Below are 17,750 nucleotides of genomic sequence, written 5' to 3'. Positions count from 1 at the left end.
TAACATCGAGTGTCAAAAAACAGCTTTCTCATAGAAGATGGCACATTAACAGCTTTTTTATACAATGAAACATTCTTCTCAATTCGGATTACCTAAAAAAAGGCAAAAAGCCTTAGACTTACTTCAGAAAGCATTCTCTGATGGAGACTTAGATGAAAATGATTATGAAAACCGTCTTGATTTAGCCATGAAGGCAGATTCTGAAGAAGCTCTAAAATTAGTTTTTTCAGATTTTCCAGATCAATATGTAAATCAAATAACTAGTTCTAAAGCTGTAGGTAAACCTACTTCAGCAAATAAACTTGTGGTTAATCAGAATGTGGATAAACTCTCTTTAAATATTTTAGGAGGGAAAGACTCTGTTATACATAAAATTTCTGAAGTTCCTTCTCGCTTTTTTACTATCGTTGGAGAGCAAAAACTTTCTTTTTCGTCTGAAGAATTAACCAATGCCGAAGCAAGCTTTGAAATTGTAACTGTTGTTGGAGAGACTAAAATAGATTTAAGAGCACATTGTTTAGAAGGTGCTGTTCTAAATTTACGTTTAACCAAAGTGTTGGGAGAAGTAAATATTAAAGTAGCAAAAGGGACACATGTAGTAGACCATACTAAAAAAGTACTTAGTGAATATAAGTATAGCTTGAAGAGTAAAAGCTGGAGTAAAATTTTTAGGGAATCATTTAGTTCTTATGATGAAGATGCTAGCGTTCAGTCAAAAGAAGTACCTACTATTAATTGTACTGTAATTTTAGAAGGGCTTTGTGTTTTAGGATCGGTAAATATCAAGGAGTATGATGTATAATTAGAAATTAGGTTTTATCATACTTTCAATTACAATTAAAGTATCATTCTACTTACTTTTATTCTAAATATGTATAGCTCCCCGTAAATAATTACACTATACTTTAATTATTAGGCTTTTTTTATTTTTTAAAGATGTATGCGATCCCGTAATAATATGTGTTTTTACACTTCTTGTAATAATGCATAGTGTTAGATTACTCACTTTCTTTTTGATGCTCTTTTCTATATTGAGAAGGAGATAGTTCGTATTTCTTTTTAAAACTTGTTCTAAAATATTTTGCATCTGAGAAACCCACTTTCATCATTACTTCTGCAACAGGCAAATTGCTTTTAGCGAGAAGTTTAGCTGCAAATTTAATTCTGAAATTTCGTAAAAATTCAGAAGAAGACATTCCTGTTTGCTGTTTAATCTTTTTGTATAATGAAGATTGACTAATACCTATTTCATCTTGAATACTTTGTACTTTAAAATCAGGGTTTGACATATTGTTTTCAATCAAATCAGTGATTTTTGCAATTAGTATTTCATCTTCATTTACAGGTACAACTTCTTTTGATTCCGTTAGAATTTCATTTCTATAGATGTTCTTAAAGTATTGTCTGCTATTAATTAAATTCTGAATATGAGTTTTTAAAACCGATATATGGAAGGGTTTAGAAATACATAAATCTGCACCAGCTTTTAAGCCGTTTACTTTATTTTTTTCTGTAAGATGAGAGGCTATTAATATACTTGGAATGATAGCTAGTTTTGCATCTTTCTTTAATTTTTTAATAATATCAATTCCAGATCCAGAGTTGAGTGTATTATCAATAAGTACAATATCAGTATCGTTCTTTCCTAGATACTGAAATAGCTCTACAGAATTATCAAAAGCTACAATGTTGTATTCACTTAAAATGGATGAGAAAAATGTTATTGCATCTTTATTATCATCTAGAATTGTAATCGTATGAGCAGTTTTATCAATTTTTTCTGTAGAAGTATGCTCTGTAATTAACTCATTATTAAAATAATACTGGCCATTTTCTTCTGCATCCAATTTTATTTCATCAGTAGTGTAAGCCTCTTTATCGATAGGAATAGTAATACAAATTCTATTTGAAGATGAATTAGGAAGTAGGAGTGAACCTTTGTGTTTTTTAAGAAACCATTCACTCATAGGAACTCCAATAAGTGCTGTTTTTCTCATTTCTAGATCAATTTTTTTCTCTCTCATTTCTCCATCAATTAGATAGAGATTTATATTAGCATAATTAATTCGGTTGTTTTCGGTAACATCTATAACAATCAAAAACTGATCTGAGGTTGTTGCATTTTGAAATACAGTAAGAAATAAAAAATGAAGTATTGTTTCAATTTTCTCAATATCAAACCAAGCTGTAATGTCATTTTCTGGTAACTGAATATCTATTTTAATACCTAATTGTGCAGCTTGTAATAAAAAGGATTCTCTAAAATTTAATAAAAAAGTAGAAAGGTTGTATTGGTAGACTTCTAATTTAAAATGTTCCTCGTCTCTATCTTTATTAGATAAAATAAAGCGAACAATGTTATGCATTTTAGAGGCATTTAAATACAATAATTGCAACTGCTTACGTAATGCTGGCGAAGTGTTGGTATTATTATAAATCATATTTTCTAATGGCATCAACAATTGATTAATTGGAGTATTTAATTCATTAATAATATCTTCATACACTTCTTTATTTTCTTTATGCAAGTTAGTTTGTTCTTCTTGTAGCTTTAATTTTGAGCGGATTTCTGCTTTCTTTCCTGTAAAATATTTCCAATACCATGCGCCAAGAATAACCAAAAAGAAGTAAACTAATTTTGCCCACCATGTAGCCCAAATAGGAGGAAGAATTTTGATTTCTAAAGAAACAGGTTGACTCCATTTACCTCCAATACTTTTTGTAGAGACATTAAATTGGTATGTTCCTGGATTAATATTACTGTAATTAGCAGAGTTATTTTTACCTACCAAGTTCCAGTCACTGTCTAACCCTTTCATGAAATATCTATATTGTAATGCATCATGGTTTCTATAATCAATTCCTTGAAAAGCGATTGAGAATTGAGCTTCTTCGCTATTAAGAGTTATAGATTTGGTGTCTGATATATTTTTAGCAAGAATTTCAGAATCATCGTTAGCTCTAATTTTTTTGTTATAGATTTCCAGTTTCGTAAGTAAAATTTGTGGTGGTAAAACACTAATTTTTATGTTCTTAGGATGGAAATAATTTAAACCTCCTGCTCCTCCAAAATATATTGTTCCGTCTTTGCCTATTGCCCTAGAACCATCCATAAAATCATGATGCTGAATACCTTCATCAATACCATGTTTTGTTATTGTATTTTTAGTGTAATTAAAAGCTACAATTCCATGGTTGGTTGTTAACCAAAGTACACCATTTTGATCTTGTTGAATTGCATGAATTATATTAGAAGATAACGAAGGATGTTCTTTAAAATCTTCTAGTCTTTTTTCTTTGTAACGATAGGCAAGTAGCCCTTTATCAAAAGTACCTATCCAAAGAATGGGTGAGTTATTGTCAAAAAATAAATCAAAAGTAATTTCAATATCAAAAGGCAATTCAATTTTATTGAGTTCTTTTTTTAATTTATTATATGTAAAAATTCCACCATCGCCATAAGTTCCAAACCATACTAAATTATCTTTAATAGCAATAGAGCGGATGTCCATTGTACGGGTGGCATTAATAGAAATCGCTTTTTGGTTTTGTTCATCAATAAAATGTAAGCCGCCACGGTTAGAACCAACCCATAAAGTAGTGTCATTATCTTCAGCTAAAGCTCTAATATCATTGTTTAATAAACCATTTTCTTTGTTATAATGATGGAAACTATCAGTTATAGAATCATATTTATTTAAACCACCAGAGTAAGTACCAAACCAAAGTGTACCGTTTTTAGAAGTTAACGCAGTAATAATATTATTATCTGAAAGTGAGCCCTCATTTCCGTCATGAATATATCTTTTAGTAGTTTTATTTTCTAGGTTATATTTCGTAATCCCTTGTCCATCTGTGCCAGCCCATATATTTTGATCATTATCTAAAGTTATACCCCAAATAATATTACTACTCAAGATATCTTTCTTTATCAACTTGAAAGTATGGTATTGATCTTTTAATAAATAAACACCTCTTCTTTGTGTACCCACCCAAATATTATGTTGCATGTCTTCGTAAATAGAACGTATAGACTGATTGCTAATTTCATGATGTAACGAAACCCTACTTAACTGATTATTTGCTTTGGCAGGGATTTTCCATAAACCGTTTAACTCTGTACCTATCCAAATATCACCTTTAGAATCTGCATGGATTGATAGAATTGTTGTATTAAAAAAAGCACGTTTGTGAACCGAAAATAATGTTTTAGTTTTGGCGTCATATTTTGCAATACCTTTAGATGTACCCACCCATATATTGTTTTCTTTATCTTGGGTAATACAATACACTTTTTTTGAGGGAACCTGATTTACACCATTACCAATAGGAAAAGTAGTACTGTAATGGTTTGTCATATTTATAAGGTCAATTCCAGTCTCTTTGTTAGTAACCCACACTAGCCCCGTAGTTTTATCAATACCAATTTTTTCTATTTGATTTGATGAAAGAGAAATTGATGAGCTACCCTGATACCAATGCTCAAGAATAGAGTATTGATTATCTACTAAATAAATACCAAAATTATTGACACCAATTAAAGTTAAGTTGTCATTTAATTTCTTGATATGTGAAATTGTTTTGTTTTCTAAGTCAGGCAATGCATTTATAATTTTTTCATGTACCTGATCAATTACTCTTAAACCTTTTGTAGTACCAACCCATACTTCTTTTGGTGATTTGATTTCTATAGATGTAATAAAATGAGATGGTAAACTATCTCTATAAATTGGTTGTACAAGGTTAAAATCATTACCATCAAAAACACTTAAACCACTTTCTGTAGCTAACCAAATTAGACCATAATCATCTTGCTCAATTTGATAAACAGTATTGTGTGATAGACCATCTAGAGTAGTATAGTTATTAGAAGATTGTCCTACAGATAGATGACTAAGAAGTAGGATTACCGTTAAAAGAAGTAAATTAGTTTTGTTAAACATTAGAGGGAAGACTACGCGAATAGAGTATAATTGTATTTATGTAGTAAAAATAACACTTAATATTTAAGGGTGAAATAATTCTTTATTAATATAATTTAAGTAGCTGAATATTAGTTGTTTGAGTTTTGTTTGATCTGCTGATATACTGATTTGTACCTTTTGTTGTTCTATAGGTAAATTACTGTGTAATGATTTGACCCTTTGATTAAAATAATTAAAAGACCCGTTTTAAAATTGTGCCTTTCATATTTGTAAGCGTAAAAGCAACATGAAATGAATTTATTATCTTCAATAGTTTCAACTGACTTATGAGAACTAAACTTTACTTATTAAATATCCTTCTGATTGGCTTACTCTTCCAATCTTGTAAAGAGGATGAAATCAATGATCCTACTAATCCTGTTATTAATACAGCAGAGTCAGTAGATGTAACAAGAGGCGAGAATATGCAGATTCAAGCCACAATTTCTCACGAATTGGGATTAAGTAATATACACTTATATCAACCCGAATGGGATTTAGATAGAGTAATAGAGTTGAAGGATGAAATGCCTAAAACTTTTGATTTAAATTACACATTTGCAATTCCTGCAGATGCAAAAGATGAAGCATCTATAGAACTAACAGCAACAAGTATTGGTGGAAATACTACAAAAGCTACGCAATTAGCTAAAGTTACCGACTCTCAGAATATTTATTTGCACGGGCATAATTTAGTAGGTGTAAATGCAGAGTGGACAACACCTGCTAATGCACTCTTAATGAAAAGATCTGAGACTGACCCAAATATATACTCTGTAGATGTAGAATTTATGGGTGGCGGTGGAGCCGATAGTTGGGGTGTAGCATTGGCTATTATTGGTCAAACTTCAGGAGTACTTCCTTTTAATGCAGTAGTTGATGTAGAAAATGTAGATCCATCTTTCCATGATACTTCTTGGTGGTGGAATGGAAATAACTATGAAGAAAGTAGTAATTATCCTGGTTATGTGATATTTGATGAAAATGCTGGCGAGATGACTTTCCCAATGGTAACTGATGAAAATGCCTCAATTCCAAGTTGGGATTCAGAACCAGGTTTTTACAATATTCAACCACTTTCGTTTTACGATAGCCCAGGTAAATATAAAGTGTTGTTTAATATAGAAACAATGGAGTTAACTATTAAATTAACCCAAGCTCCTTTACCTCCAGCACCAGAGCAAATGTATATTATTTCTGGAGGAATTGATGGATTAGATGATAACTCATGGTACAATCCATCATTAGCTACAGAAATGACAAGGAGTTCTGAAGGTATTTTTGAAGGGACTTATACATTTAAAGATATTCCTTGGGACGACGCTACAGGTGAATACGGTGTTTTCTTTGCATTTTTAGGGCAAACATCAGATTATAATCCAATTAATTATGGTGTAGATCAGAATGGAGAAAATCCAACAGGTAATGATTCTTGGCCGCTAACTCCGCCAGTAGAAGTAACAAATGTAGATTCGGATTTATATATACCATATTATATCAGTAGTCCGGGTTCTTATAAAATTACAGTAAACACAATAACAAATATTTGTACTGTTGTTAAACAGTAGGGTGGCTAAACTTTCCCGAGTTAGTGATTGCATTTACTCGGAAATACTCTCAATTTCTAATTCAACAAAGACAATGAAAAAACGATTACTTTTTTTATTCCTCGGAATAATAATGGCGCTCAATGTTTGGGCTCAAGATCAAAAAATAACAGGTACAGTAACTTCAAATGTTGGAGAGCCATTAATTGGAGTAACTGTATTGATAAAAGGAACATCAATTGGGTCTACAACAGACTTTGATGGTAATTATAGCCTTTCAGCCAAACCAGAAGATGTATTAGTTATCTCTTATATTGGCTTTTTCTCTCAAGAAATTACAGTCGGAAATAAATCAATAATAAATGCAACTTTAGAAGAAGATGCAGAGCAATTAGAAGAAGTAGTAGTTGTAGGTTACGGTACTCAAAAAAAGAGTGAAGTTTCTTCTGCAATTTCTTCAGCAGATGGAGATGAGCTAAGAAAAATGGCTACTTCAGATGTAGCAACTTCATTACAAGGTAGAGTAAGTGGTGTTCAGGTTTCTCAATCAGGTACAGCTCCGGGGCAATCACCAAATATAAACATACGTGGTATTAGTACATTAAATGGTAACACTCCATTATATGTTGTAGATGGGGCAATTGTAGAGGATATTTCATTTTTAAGCCCAAAAGATATTGCAGAAATTCATGTATTAAAAGATGCAGCATCTTCAGCAATTTATGGTTCAAGAGGTTCTAACGGTGTAATTATCGTAACTACAATTAAAGGAACGGAAGGAACTATGCGTGTTTCTGTAGATGCTTCTGCGGGTGTTCAATCTGTTGCAAGAACACCACTAATAGCCAATGCAGAAGAGTATAAAAGAGCTATGGGAATGATTGGTAGTACAACAACCCTTGGTAGTGCAGATACAAATTGGTTCAATGAAGTACAAAATGATGCTGCTCCAATTCAAGATTATAACATTAATATTACAGGAGGATCGGAGAAAATAAGATACAACATCAGTGGTAACTATTATTCTCAAGAAGGGGTTTTAAAAGGATATGACTACGAAAGGTTTACAGGTAGATTTGGCTTAGATGTTCAATTATCTGATAAAGTAACTATAGGTCAAACTTTTTCAATCACTCCATCAAAAACTATACATGGAGCAGGAAGTATTCCTTTTGATGCAGTAAGATTAAGACCAACTGACACTGTTTATAAACCAATTGATGAGCAACAAGGCTTAAATCAATACAGTATTTACGCACCATCTAGTAACGATGTACCGAACTTAGCAGGTAGAGTGGCTAGAAATGATTACAATGAAATCCAAAATAAGATATTCTCAAATACATATCTTAATTACGAAATCGCAGAGGGATTAGCCTTTAAAACTCAATTAGGGTATTATTATAGTACATGGCAGGCAAATTCTTTTTCTCCTGAGTACTCTATCGGACCAAATGATTTTAATGAAATTACTAAAGCACAGAGAGATCAGAATATTCAATCTAACTATGTGTGGAATAATACATTAACGTATCAAAAGGTGTTTGGCAAGCATAGTGTTTCTGGAATGATTGGTATGGCAATGGAACGTTTAAATCATCAAACTGCTGGAGCATCTGGGTTAAATGTACCTAGTAATAATCCAAATTTAAGATATCCAGAAGCTGCACAAGACGGCTTTAGAGGATGGGGTACAAATGATATTAACTCATTAGCATCGGGCTTTGCAAGATTATCTTATTCTTATGATGAGCGTTACTTCATGACTGCCAATTTTAGAATAGATGGTTCTTCGAGGTTCCCAGATGAGAACAAATGGGCTTCTTTCCCTTCAATATCATTAGGTTGGAATGCCTCTAATGAAGCATTTTTAGAAAATGCCGACTGGTTGTCTCAATTAAGACTTAGAGGTAGCTGGGGACAAGTGGGTAACCAAGCCATTCCAGACAACACTGCCTACCTAACTACATTAACTAATTACGATTACGTTTATGGAGTTGATGGGAATAGAGCTCCAGGTTTAGCTCCAGCAATTATTGGTAACCCTAATTTAAAATGGGAAACTGTAGAGGATATTGATATCGGTATTGATGTTGGAATCATGAACGATAAATTCACATTTACTTTTGACTGGTTCGACAGAACAACAAAAGATATGTTGATGCAAAAAAATGTACCTCCACATTTGGGCTTCCCAGGACATCCAGGACTTATTTATGCTAACGTTGGTAGTATGAATACAAGAGGTTGGGATGCAAACATCTCTTACAATTTAAATAAAACAGATTGGACTTTTGGGGCATCTTTAAACTTATCTCAAGCAAGATCTCAAGTAGTTGAGTTATCGAAAGAAGGAGAGTCACTTTGGGGTGGATCATCTCAAAGAGTAAACTACATGACAAGAACTACTGTAGGAAGTACGGTTGCTGGGTTCTATGGTTTTGTACACGATGGTGTATTCCAAAATCAAAAAGAAATTAATAGCCATGCAACTAACGAAGGGAAACTAATTCAGCCAAATGCTGCTGTTGGCGATATCCGTTTTAAAGACCTGAATGGTGATGGTGTTATTTCTGATGAGGATAGACAATATATTGGTAACCCAGAACCAGATGTAGTATTTGGTTTAACTTTAAATGGTACATACAAAGGGTTTGATTTATCAATGACTTTCCAAGGAACATATGGTAATGACATCATTAATGGAATGGCTCCATATACTTACTCAGGTGATTTAGGAAACACAAATATTCAACAAGGAGTAGCAGATAGATCATGGTCTGGAGAAGGATCAACAAATTTCTACCCACGTTTAGATGGTGCTAGTCAGACTGCAAACTTCCATAGATTCTCGAGTCTTTATATACAAGATGGATCGTTCTTGAGACTTCAAAATATCCAAGTTGGTTATACGTTTAATAAAATCAAGAATGTTGAGCAATTAAGAGTTTTTGCATCTGCTCAAAACCTATTTACTATTACAGGTTATGACGGTATGGACCCAGATGTAAATGGTAGTTCAAATGGACTTCTTGATAGAGGTATTGATTGGGGTGCTTACCCAACACCAAGAACTATCATGATGGGTGTAAACTTTAACTTCTAATCAACAAACGAGATACGATAATGAAAACATTAGCAAAATATATAATCGCTTCTGCACTTCTATCTGGAACTGTAGGGTGTTCAGATTTCTTAAATAATCCTCCTCAAGGAGTGCAGACTGTAGATAACTTTTATCAGAATGAAAAAGAAGCCACTCAAGGTTTAATGGCATCTTATTACTGGTTAAGTGGTGATGATTGGTATTATAAAGATTTCTTTAGATATGTAGGAGACGTTTGTTCTGATGATGCTTTTGATGGCTATTCAGATCAGCTAGATTTTTCTTTACTTTCTAAGTTTGATATCACGCCTCAGAATGAGTGGTTAGAGCAAGAGTGGAATTATAGTTACAAAGGTATTTACCATGCCAATATAGTAATTGATAGGGTTCCAAATGCACCTTTTGATGACCAAGAAATTAAAGATCAAATAGTTTCAGAAGCAAAAGTTTTAAGAGCCTACCAGTACTTTGGTTTGGTTAGAAACTTTGGTGGAGTAATTATTATGGATGCAGAATCTAGAGAAGAAGATGCAGAAAAACCAAGAAGTACTGAAGCAGAAACGTGGGCTTTTATTGAGTCAGATTTATTAGCAGCAATTCCTCATTTACCAACAAGATCTGCACAAGGTTCTGATGAGTTAGGTAGAATTACTAAAGGAACAGCGCAGGCATTATTAGCCAAAGTATATTTATACCAAAGTAAATGGACAGAGTCTTTAGCACAATCTAGAGAAGTAATGAAAGGGGGCTATTCTTTAGAATCATCTTTATCAACACTTTGGGATGGAACAACAAGAAATTCATTAGAGTCTATTTTTGAAATTCAAACATCTAATGATATGTCTTTTGCTTTAGGTGCATCATTTCCAACAGTATCGGGTTCACGCTCTAGTCAGAATGGAAATGTAAATGGATGGGGTTTTGATACACCATCAAGTAATCTTGATATTGCTTTTGGTTCAGACGATCCCCGTAAAGGATTCACTATGATTAAGCATATGGATAAATTAGATGGAGATGGTAACCCAGATGCTACGGGAACACCGTATTATGCTTTTGCAGACAATGAGAATGATGGATCTAATGCATCAGGTAGAATTAATAGAAAGATGTTTTTAAAATCTTCTGCAAGAACTGGACAATATTATAATGATCCATACCAATACAAAATCATACGTTACGCAGATGTTCTTTTAATGGCGGCAGAAGCAGCTTATCATACTGGTGATCAAAGTTCTGCTAAGAATTATGTAAATCAAGTTCGTCAAAGAGCAATTGATAACGCAGCAGCAGGACATGGAATGGCATTAATAAATTCTTCTGGAGCTCAATTATTAAGTGATATCTATAAAGAACGTCGTTTAGAATTAGCAATGGAGGGAGAGCGTTTTTATGATTTAAAAAGAACGGGTCGTATGACACAAGTAATTGGAGATTTTGTGGATTATAACATGAATTCAAATACTGATTACGATGCAGGAAATAATAAAGGATCGTTATGGAATGAAAGCAAGCATATTGTTTTTCCAATTCCTCAGACTCAAATAGATTTATCTAATGGGGCTGTGAAACAAAATCCAGGATACTAAATAACCTAAAACTATATAAAAAGGTGCTCCTGTAAAAGGGAGTGCCAAAATACCTCATCTTATTAACCTGAATTTAAGAGAACAAACAAATGAAGAAATTTTTGATAGTGGGAGCACTCCTTGCAACTTCTTTTTTTGCAAATGCACAAAAAGTAAACGATTGGGAAAATCCTAAAGTAATAGCAGAAAATAAAGAAGCGGCACATGCTACTTTTACTTTATACAATTCTGAAGCAGAGGCAATTGCTAATCAAAAGCAAGTAGCTGAAACAACATTATCTTTAAATGGAACTTGGAAATTTAATTGGGTAATCAAACCTTCTGAACGTCCACTAGATTTTTATAAAAACGATTACAATACAGCAGATTGGGCAGATATTGAAGTACCGTCTAATTGGGAATTAAAAGGTTTTGGAACACCAATTTATACAAATGTAGAATACCCATTTGTACCTGTCGATCCTCCTAATATTCCTCATAACGACAATCCTGTAGGTTCTTATAAACGTACTTTTACTTTGCCAACAAATTATAGTGGTAAAGAAGTATTTGTCCATTTTGCAGGTGTGCGTTCTGCAATGTATTTATGGGTGAATGGAGAGAAAGTTGGATACTCTCAAGGTTCTAAAACACCAGCAGAATTTAATATCACTGACTTTGTAAAAGAGGGCGATAACCAAATTGCAGTAGAGGTGTATCGTTGGTCTGATGGTTCATATCTTGAAGATCAAGATATGTGGAGATTGAGCGGTATTGATAGAGAGGTATATCTTTACGCTACCCCAAAAGCACATATTAGAGATTTTGAAGTAACTGCATCTTTAGATAAATCATATAAAAATGGTCTTTTCAATGTAGCTGTTGATTTAGTAAATAAGGCAGATAAAACATATTCAGGTGCTGTAGAAGTAGCTTTGTTTGATAAAAACTTAAAGAAAGTTCTTTCTAAAAAAGCAACAATTAATGTTGTAAAAGGGCAAGAGAAAAAGGTGAAAGTTTCTGGTAAACTAGCTAAAGTAAACCGTTGGAGTGCAGAAGATCCTTATTTATATTCGTTGGTTATTACTCAAAAAGATAATAAAGGAAATGTAGTAAATGCTACATCTTCTAAAGTAGGTTTCCGTAAAGTTGAAATTAAAAATAGTCAGTTGTATGTAAATGGAATGCCTGTTCTAGTAAAAGGTGTCAACTTACATGAACATCACCCAACAAGAGGTCATGCAAATACAGTTGAAATGATGATGAAAGATATTGAGGTAATGAAACAAAATAACATTAACTCAGTACGTTTAAGTCATTATCCAAATGATACACGTTGGTATGATCTAGCTGATAAATTTGGTTTATATCTAGTAGATGAAGCAAATATTGAAGCACACGGTTTAGGAGCAGAACATCAAGGAACTTTTGATACGGCTCGTCATACAGCTTATAATCCAGAGTGGTACGAAGCACATTTTGACCGTGTAAAAAGTATGGTAGAACGTGATAAAAACCATCCTTCGGTTATTTTATGGTCTATGGGTAACGAATGTGGAAATGGAGATACTTTCTTCAAAATCTATGATTGGTTAAAAGAAAGAGATACAACTCGTCCTGTTCAGTTTGAACAAGCTGGAGAGAAAAGAGATACAGATATTGTTTGTCCAATGTATCCTCCAATGGAGCAAATTCAAGCATATGCAGATGCAACAGACAAAACAAGACCATTTATTATGTGTGAGTACTCACATGCTATGGGGAACTCGAACGGTAACTTTAAAGAAATTTGGGATGTAGTTCGTAGTCAACCCCATATGCAAGGTGGATTTATTTGGGATTGGGTAGATCAAGGTATTCAAACACATGATGAAAACGGAAATATGTATTGGGCTTACGGCGGAGATTTCAATTCTCAGATGTATCCCAACCAAGAAAACTTTTGTTTAAACGGTTTAGTAGATCCAGATCGTAAGCCTCATCCAGGTTTATATGAGGTGAAATATGTACATCAAAATGTACAGTTTAAAGCAAAAGATGTAGCAAATGGTAGTATTACAATTACTAACGAATTTGATTTTACAAACTTAGCTAAGTATGCAGCTTCTTATACTGTAACAAAGAACGGAGAAGTAATTAAATCGGGTGATGTAGCTTTAAATATTGCTCCTCACCAAACAAAAGATATTACGGTTGCTTTACCAGAATTAGTACAAGAAGAAGGGGTAGAATATTTCTTGAACTTTGATGTAACTACCAAAGAAGCAACTCAAATGATTCCTAAAGGACACTCTATTGCACATGATCAATTTATGATTGGTGAAGGTCAGTTTTTTGCAAAGAAAACAGCTATAGAAGGAAAACCAGAAGTTGAAAAAGAGGGTGATTGGATTGGTGTAAAAACAGAAGATACTCAAGTTTGGATTAATGGATGGGGAGAAGTAGCACAATGGACTTACAAAGGAGTTGATTTATTGAAGAAGGCACCACAGCCAAACTTTTGGAGAGCACCTGTAGATAACGATTTTGGTAATCACATGGCAAAAGAAAGTAATGTTTGGCGTTCTGCATCAAGAAATAAGTCTGTAAAATCTATGGATGTGAAAGAAGTAAACGGACAAGTTGTTGTTGATGTAGTTTATTTCTTAAAAGATGTTCAAAGCGATTACCATTTATCCTATACCATTAGTGGAAACGGACAAATTGCTGTAGCTATCGATATGGATTTATCAGCAGTAAAAGAACTTCCAGAACTGCCTCGTTTTGGTATGATGATGGAATTACCTGCACAGTTTGATAACTTTAAATATTATGGTCGTGGTCCTGTAGAAAATTATCAGGATAGAAACAATGCGACAACAGTTGGTATTTATAAAAGCACAGTAGCAGAGCAATACCATGCATATTTAAGACCTCAAGAGAATGGTAATAAAACAGATGTGCGTTGGTTATCACTTTTAAATAAAGAAGGTGTTGGTATTAAAGTAGTTGGTAACCAACCTTTAAGTGTATCTGCCTTGCATAATTATATTACAGACTTTGATCCAGGTATTGAAAAAGGACAAAGACATATTAATGATGTTTACCAAAGAGATGTTGTTGTTTTAAATGTTGACTTAAAACAAAGAGGTGTTGGAGGAGACAATAGCTGGGGGTATTTACCACACGATGAATACAGATTATTAGCAGATAATTATTCGTATGGTTTTACCATGATACCTGTTTCAGAAACAGATAAAGAAAATAAAGAATTAGGCAAATAAACAGTGAGAGAGGCGGAGAAGTAAAGTTCTTCGCCTTTTGAATAAAAATACAGATCTAATGAAATTAAAATGGATTTATTTGGCACTTGTTTCTTTAAGTATTACAGCTTGTAATGATGATAATACGACAAGAAATGAAGATAACAGTTTAGGAGATACGACTTTAACAATTAGATTATCAGATAAATATCAAGTAATTGATGGTTTTGGAGCTTCTGATGCGTGGTCTATGCAACATGTTGGAAAATGGCCTGAATCAACAAAAAACGAAATAGCCGATTTATTATTTTCTACACAAATGGATGATACTGGTTCTCCGAAAGGAATTGGCTTAAACATTTGGCGTTTTAATATTGGGGCAGGTTCTGTAGCTCAAGGGAGTAACAGTGATATTTATGACCCCTGGAGAAGAACAGAAGGCTTTTTATTAGATAACGGTACGTACGATTGGACAAAACAAGCTGGTCAGCGTTGGTTTTTACAAGCAGCAAAACAACGTGGTGTAGATAAATTTATTGGTTTCTCTAATAGTGCACCAGTTCAGATGACAAAGAACGGAAAAGCAAATACATCTACTGCACAGGCGTCAAATTTAGCAACAGAAGAGTTTGAAAACTTTGCAGAGTACTTAACAGATGTCGCAAAACAGTTAAAAGATATTGAAGGTATTACGTTGAATGATATAAGTCCAGTAAACGAAACTCAATGGGATTGGGATAGTTCATCTGGGCAAGAAGGTTGTCCTTTCACAAATGAAGAAGTAGCTGATTTAGTAAGAAAACTTGATGCTAAAATCACAGAAAAAGGTTTAGCTACAAAAATAGAATTAACAGAGGCAGGGCAAATAGATTACCTCTATAAAACAGGAACTAATAGACCTGGTAAAGATAATCAGATAGAAGATTTTTATGGATCGGGGAGTAACTCTGTAGCCGGTTTAAATCACCTTTCTAAAAGTGTTGCGGGGCATAGTTATTGGACTACCGAACAAAGTAAGTTAGCACCAATGCGCCAACAAGTTTGGAGTAAAATAAAAGAAACGAACCCTACCTTAAAATACAATATGTCGGAGTATTGTATTATGGGTGATAACGAAGAAAATATTGATGGTAATGGAAGAGATTTAACTATTGATATGGGACTTTACTTAGCAAGAGTAATGCATTACGACCTTACAGAAGCCAATGCATCTGCTTGGCAATGGTGGATTGCAGCAAGCCCATATGATTATAAAGATGGGCTTATTTATATAGATAAATCTGAAACTGGAGGTAGTTACCAAACTTCTAAAATGCTTTATGCAATGGGCAATTATAGTCGCTTTATCGATAAAGGAATGTATAGAGTTGAGATAAATCAATTGTTTGGTAAAACGAACGATGATCCTTTTACTCAAAAAAGAATTATGGCGTCTGCATATGCAACTTCAGATGGAAGTAAAGTTGTTTTAGTTCTGGTCAATTATAACGATTACGAGTATACCATCAATTTTAATTTTGATGGAGAGGCAATGGATAATCAAGAGATGAAAATGTACCAAACATCTTCTTCTAAAAACCTAGAATATATAGGAGAACAAGAGGTTAATGCACCTGTAGTGATTACTCCTAAGTCTATTACAACTTATGTAATATCTAAATAAGCTCTCATATGAAACTCTTTGATCTAATTGTGTTGTTACTTTTCTTCTCTAGAATTGTAACAGCACAAACAATTAATATTTACCCTGATAATCCACATCTTCAGTACACTGGACGTATCGAATTTTCTAACCCGAAAGTTCCTACTTTTAGTATGCCAAGTAGTGCTATTAAAGTTCGCTTTAAAGGAACGGCCATCAATGCGGTTTTATCAAGTAATAATTTTGATGGTAATGGCAAAAGCTATTTATATGTAATTGTTGATGGAAAAGCTACACCATACAATAGAACTATAATAGAGGTTTCAGGTACAAAAAAAAGCTACGAAATTGCAACGAATTTATCAGACACTTTTCATACTGTAGAACTTGTTAAAGTAAGCGAGTATTGGAGTATGGTTTCTTTTTATGGGTTTGATATTCCCTCAAATAACACATACGCTTTAAAGGCAAAACCAAAAAGATTTATAGAGTTTTATGGAGATTCAAACCCTTCGGGTTGGTCGGCATGGAACGACAGAGACCAAGGAGGTGATAACGAAAGTGAAGGTTATTTTACTTATCCAGGATTTGTATCAAGAGCATTAAATGCAGAATATGTCAACTTCTCTGCAGGAGGGTACGGAATAACACCAAAAATGGGAGAAAGAGACCTGTCAAGATATTATAATAAAATCCATATTAAAACAGATAACCCATCTACTAATTATTGGGATTTTGAAAACAATTATATCAATAAAGAACCAGATGTTGTAGTTATCAATTTAGGAGCAAACGACTTTTATAATGGGGCAACCAAAGCCGAGCAAATTGAAAGCTGGAAACGCTTTGTTACTTATTTATTGAGAACGCATTATCAAAATACACACATTGTACTTGCAAATTCAGAAGGTTGGGCTATTGGCGAACCGACTGATTACATAAAGGAAATGATTAAAGATTTTCAATTAAATGGAGAACACAATATTTCTTATGTCAAATTTCCTTGGTTGTGGGGGCCAGATCATGCAGTTATTTCAGAACAAGCAGGTTTTGCAGATATTCTAGCAGCACATATTGCTAAAGTAAAAGGATGGGATAAGCCAAAACCAAATCAATATTCATGTTTTCCTAAAGAAGGAGAACTGTTAGGGAATACCTCTTTTGAAAGCAGTATTTTAAAAATAAGACCAGATGGATGGCGTCCAATTTCTTCTGCAGAAGCAAAAACTATAGTCAATACATCTAATGCAAAAGAAGGAAAGGCTTATGTTGAGTGTGAAGAAAATGGAGGGATTCATCAAGCAGTAAAAGCACAAAAAGGAGATAAATATTTAATTTCTGTGTGGGTAAAAGGAACGAAAGGTACTGGAATTTTAGGTTATGAATTTAGAAACCAAGCACAGCAAGTAATTACAAAACATAATAAGGTGTGTACGGTTACAAGTAACTGGACAAAAGTACAGTTTCTATCTGAAGAAGCTCCGTTAGGCACTTGGCAAATAAATGTTGTTTTAAAGGCAGGAGTAAACAATAAAGTAAAGTTTGATGCAGTAGCAATGGAAGCTATATCTGTTACAAGCAACTCAACTAAGAACAAAGATTTAGGTAAGTGATTTTACCTTCTGAATTTAATATAAAGAACTGTTTTATAACAAAGTAAATAGCAACTAGACTAAATGCC

At 33.4% G+C, this 17,750-nt stretch carries 8 protein-coding genes; 7 read left to right on the top strand and 1 reads right to left on the bottom strand.

Annotation, left to right across the window (positions count from 1 at the left end; genetic code table 11):
* Positions 1–64 precede the first annotated feature (64 nt).
* The gene (locus tag KM029_RS06715; protein ID WP_144072537.1) at positions 65–802 is read left to right on the top strand and encodes a DUF1707 SHOCT-like domain-containing protein; all 738 of its coding nucleotides are present in this window, start codon (positions 65–67) and stop codon (positions 800–802) included.
* Positions 803–998: 196 nt separating this feature from the next.
* Here KM029_RS06715 and KM029_RS06710 read toward each other — a convergent pair whose 3' ends face one another.
* A complete protein-coding gene (locus KM029_RS06710; RefSeq protein ID WP_144072536.1) occupies positions 999–4,943 on the bottom strand; it encodes a hybrid sensor histidine kinase/response regulator transcription factor in 3,945 nt (1,314 codons plus the stop codon).
* A gap of 308 nt (positions 4,944–5,251) precedes the next feature.
* Here KM029_RS06710 and KM029_RS06705 point away from each other — a divergent pair, with 308 nt between their 5' ends.
* From KM029_RS06705 to KM029_RS06680, 6 genes are all read left to right on the top strand, one after another.
* Entirely contained in the window at positions 5,252–6,532 is a 1,281-nt protein-coding gene (locus KM029_RS06705; RefSeq protein WP_144072535.1) for a hypothetical protein, read from the top strand.
* Between the two features lie 112 nt (positions 6,533–6,644).
* Positions 6,645–9,617 carry a SusC/RagA family TonB-linked outer membrane protein gene (locus KM029_RS06700; protein WP_158630982.1) on the top strand — a complete coding sequence of 991 codons (2,973 nt, stop codon included), beginning with the start codon at positions 6,645–6,647 and terminating at the stop codon, positions 9,615–9,617.
* Positions 9,618–9,637: 20 nt separating this feature from the next.
* Positions 9,638–11,206 (top strand): RagB/SusD family nutrient uptake outer membrane protein, encoded by a 1,569-nt coding sequence (locus KM029_RS06695; protein WP_144072533.1) that lies wholly within the window; start codon positions 9,638–9,640, stop codon positions 11,204–11,206.
* A gap of 89 nt (positions 11,207–11,295) precedes the next feature.
* Complete coding sequence (locus KM029_RS06690) at positions 11,296–14,448, top strand: glycoside hydrolase family 2 TIM barrel-domain containing protein (RefSeq protein WP_144072532.1); 3,153 nt, start codon at positions 11,296–11,298, stop codon at positions 14,446–14,448.
* A gap of 58 nt (positions 14,449–14,506) precedes the next feature.
* Complete coding sequence (locus KM029_RS06685) at positions 14,507–16,090, top strand: glycoside hydrolase (protein WP_144072531.1); 1,584 nt, start codon at positions 14,507–14,509, stop codon at positions 16,088–16,090.
* An 8-nt stretch (positions 16,091–16,098) separates the two neighbouring features.
* Complete coding sequence (locus tag KM029_RS06680; RefSeq protein WP_144072530.1) at positions 16,099–17,682, top strand: GDSL-type esterase/lipase family protein; 1,584 nt, start codon at positions 16,099–16,101, stop codon at positions 17,680–17,682.
* The last annotated feature ends 68 nt before the right edge of the window (positions 17,683–17,750 follow it).

Origin of the sequence: Flammeovirga kamogawensis (assembly GCF_018736065.1) — a bacterium.
Lineage (GTDB): Bacteria > Bacteroidota > Bacteroidia > Cytophagales > Flammeovirgaceae > Flammeovirga > Flammeovirga kamogawensis.
Note: the sequence above shows the minus strand (reverse complement) of the source record. Positions and strands in the feature narration are given on the sequence as shown.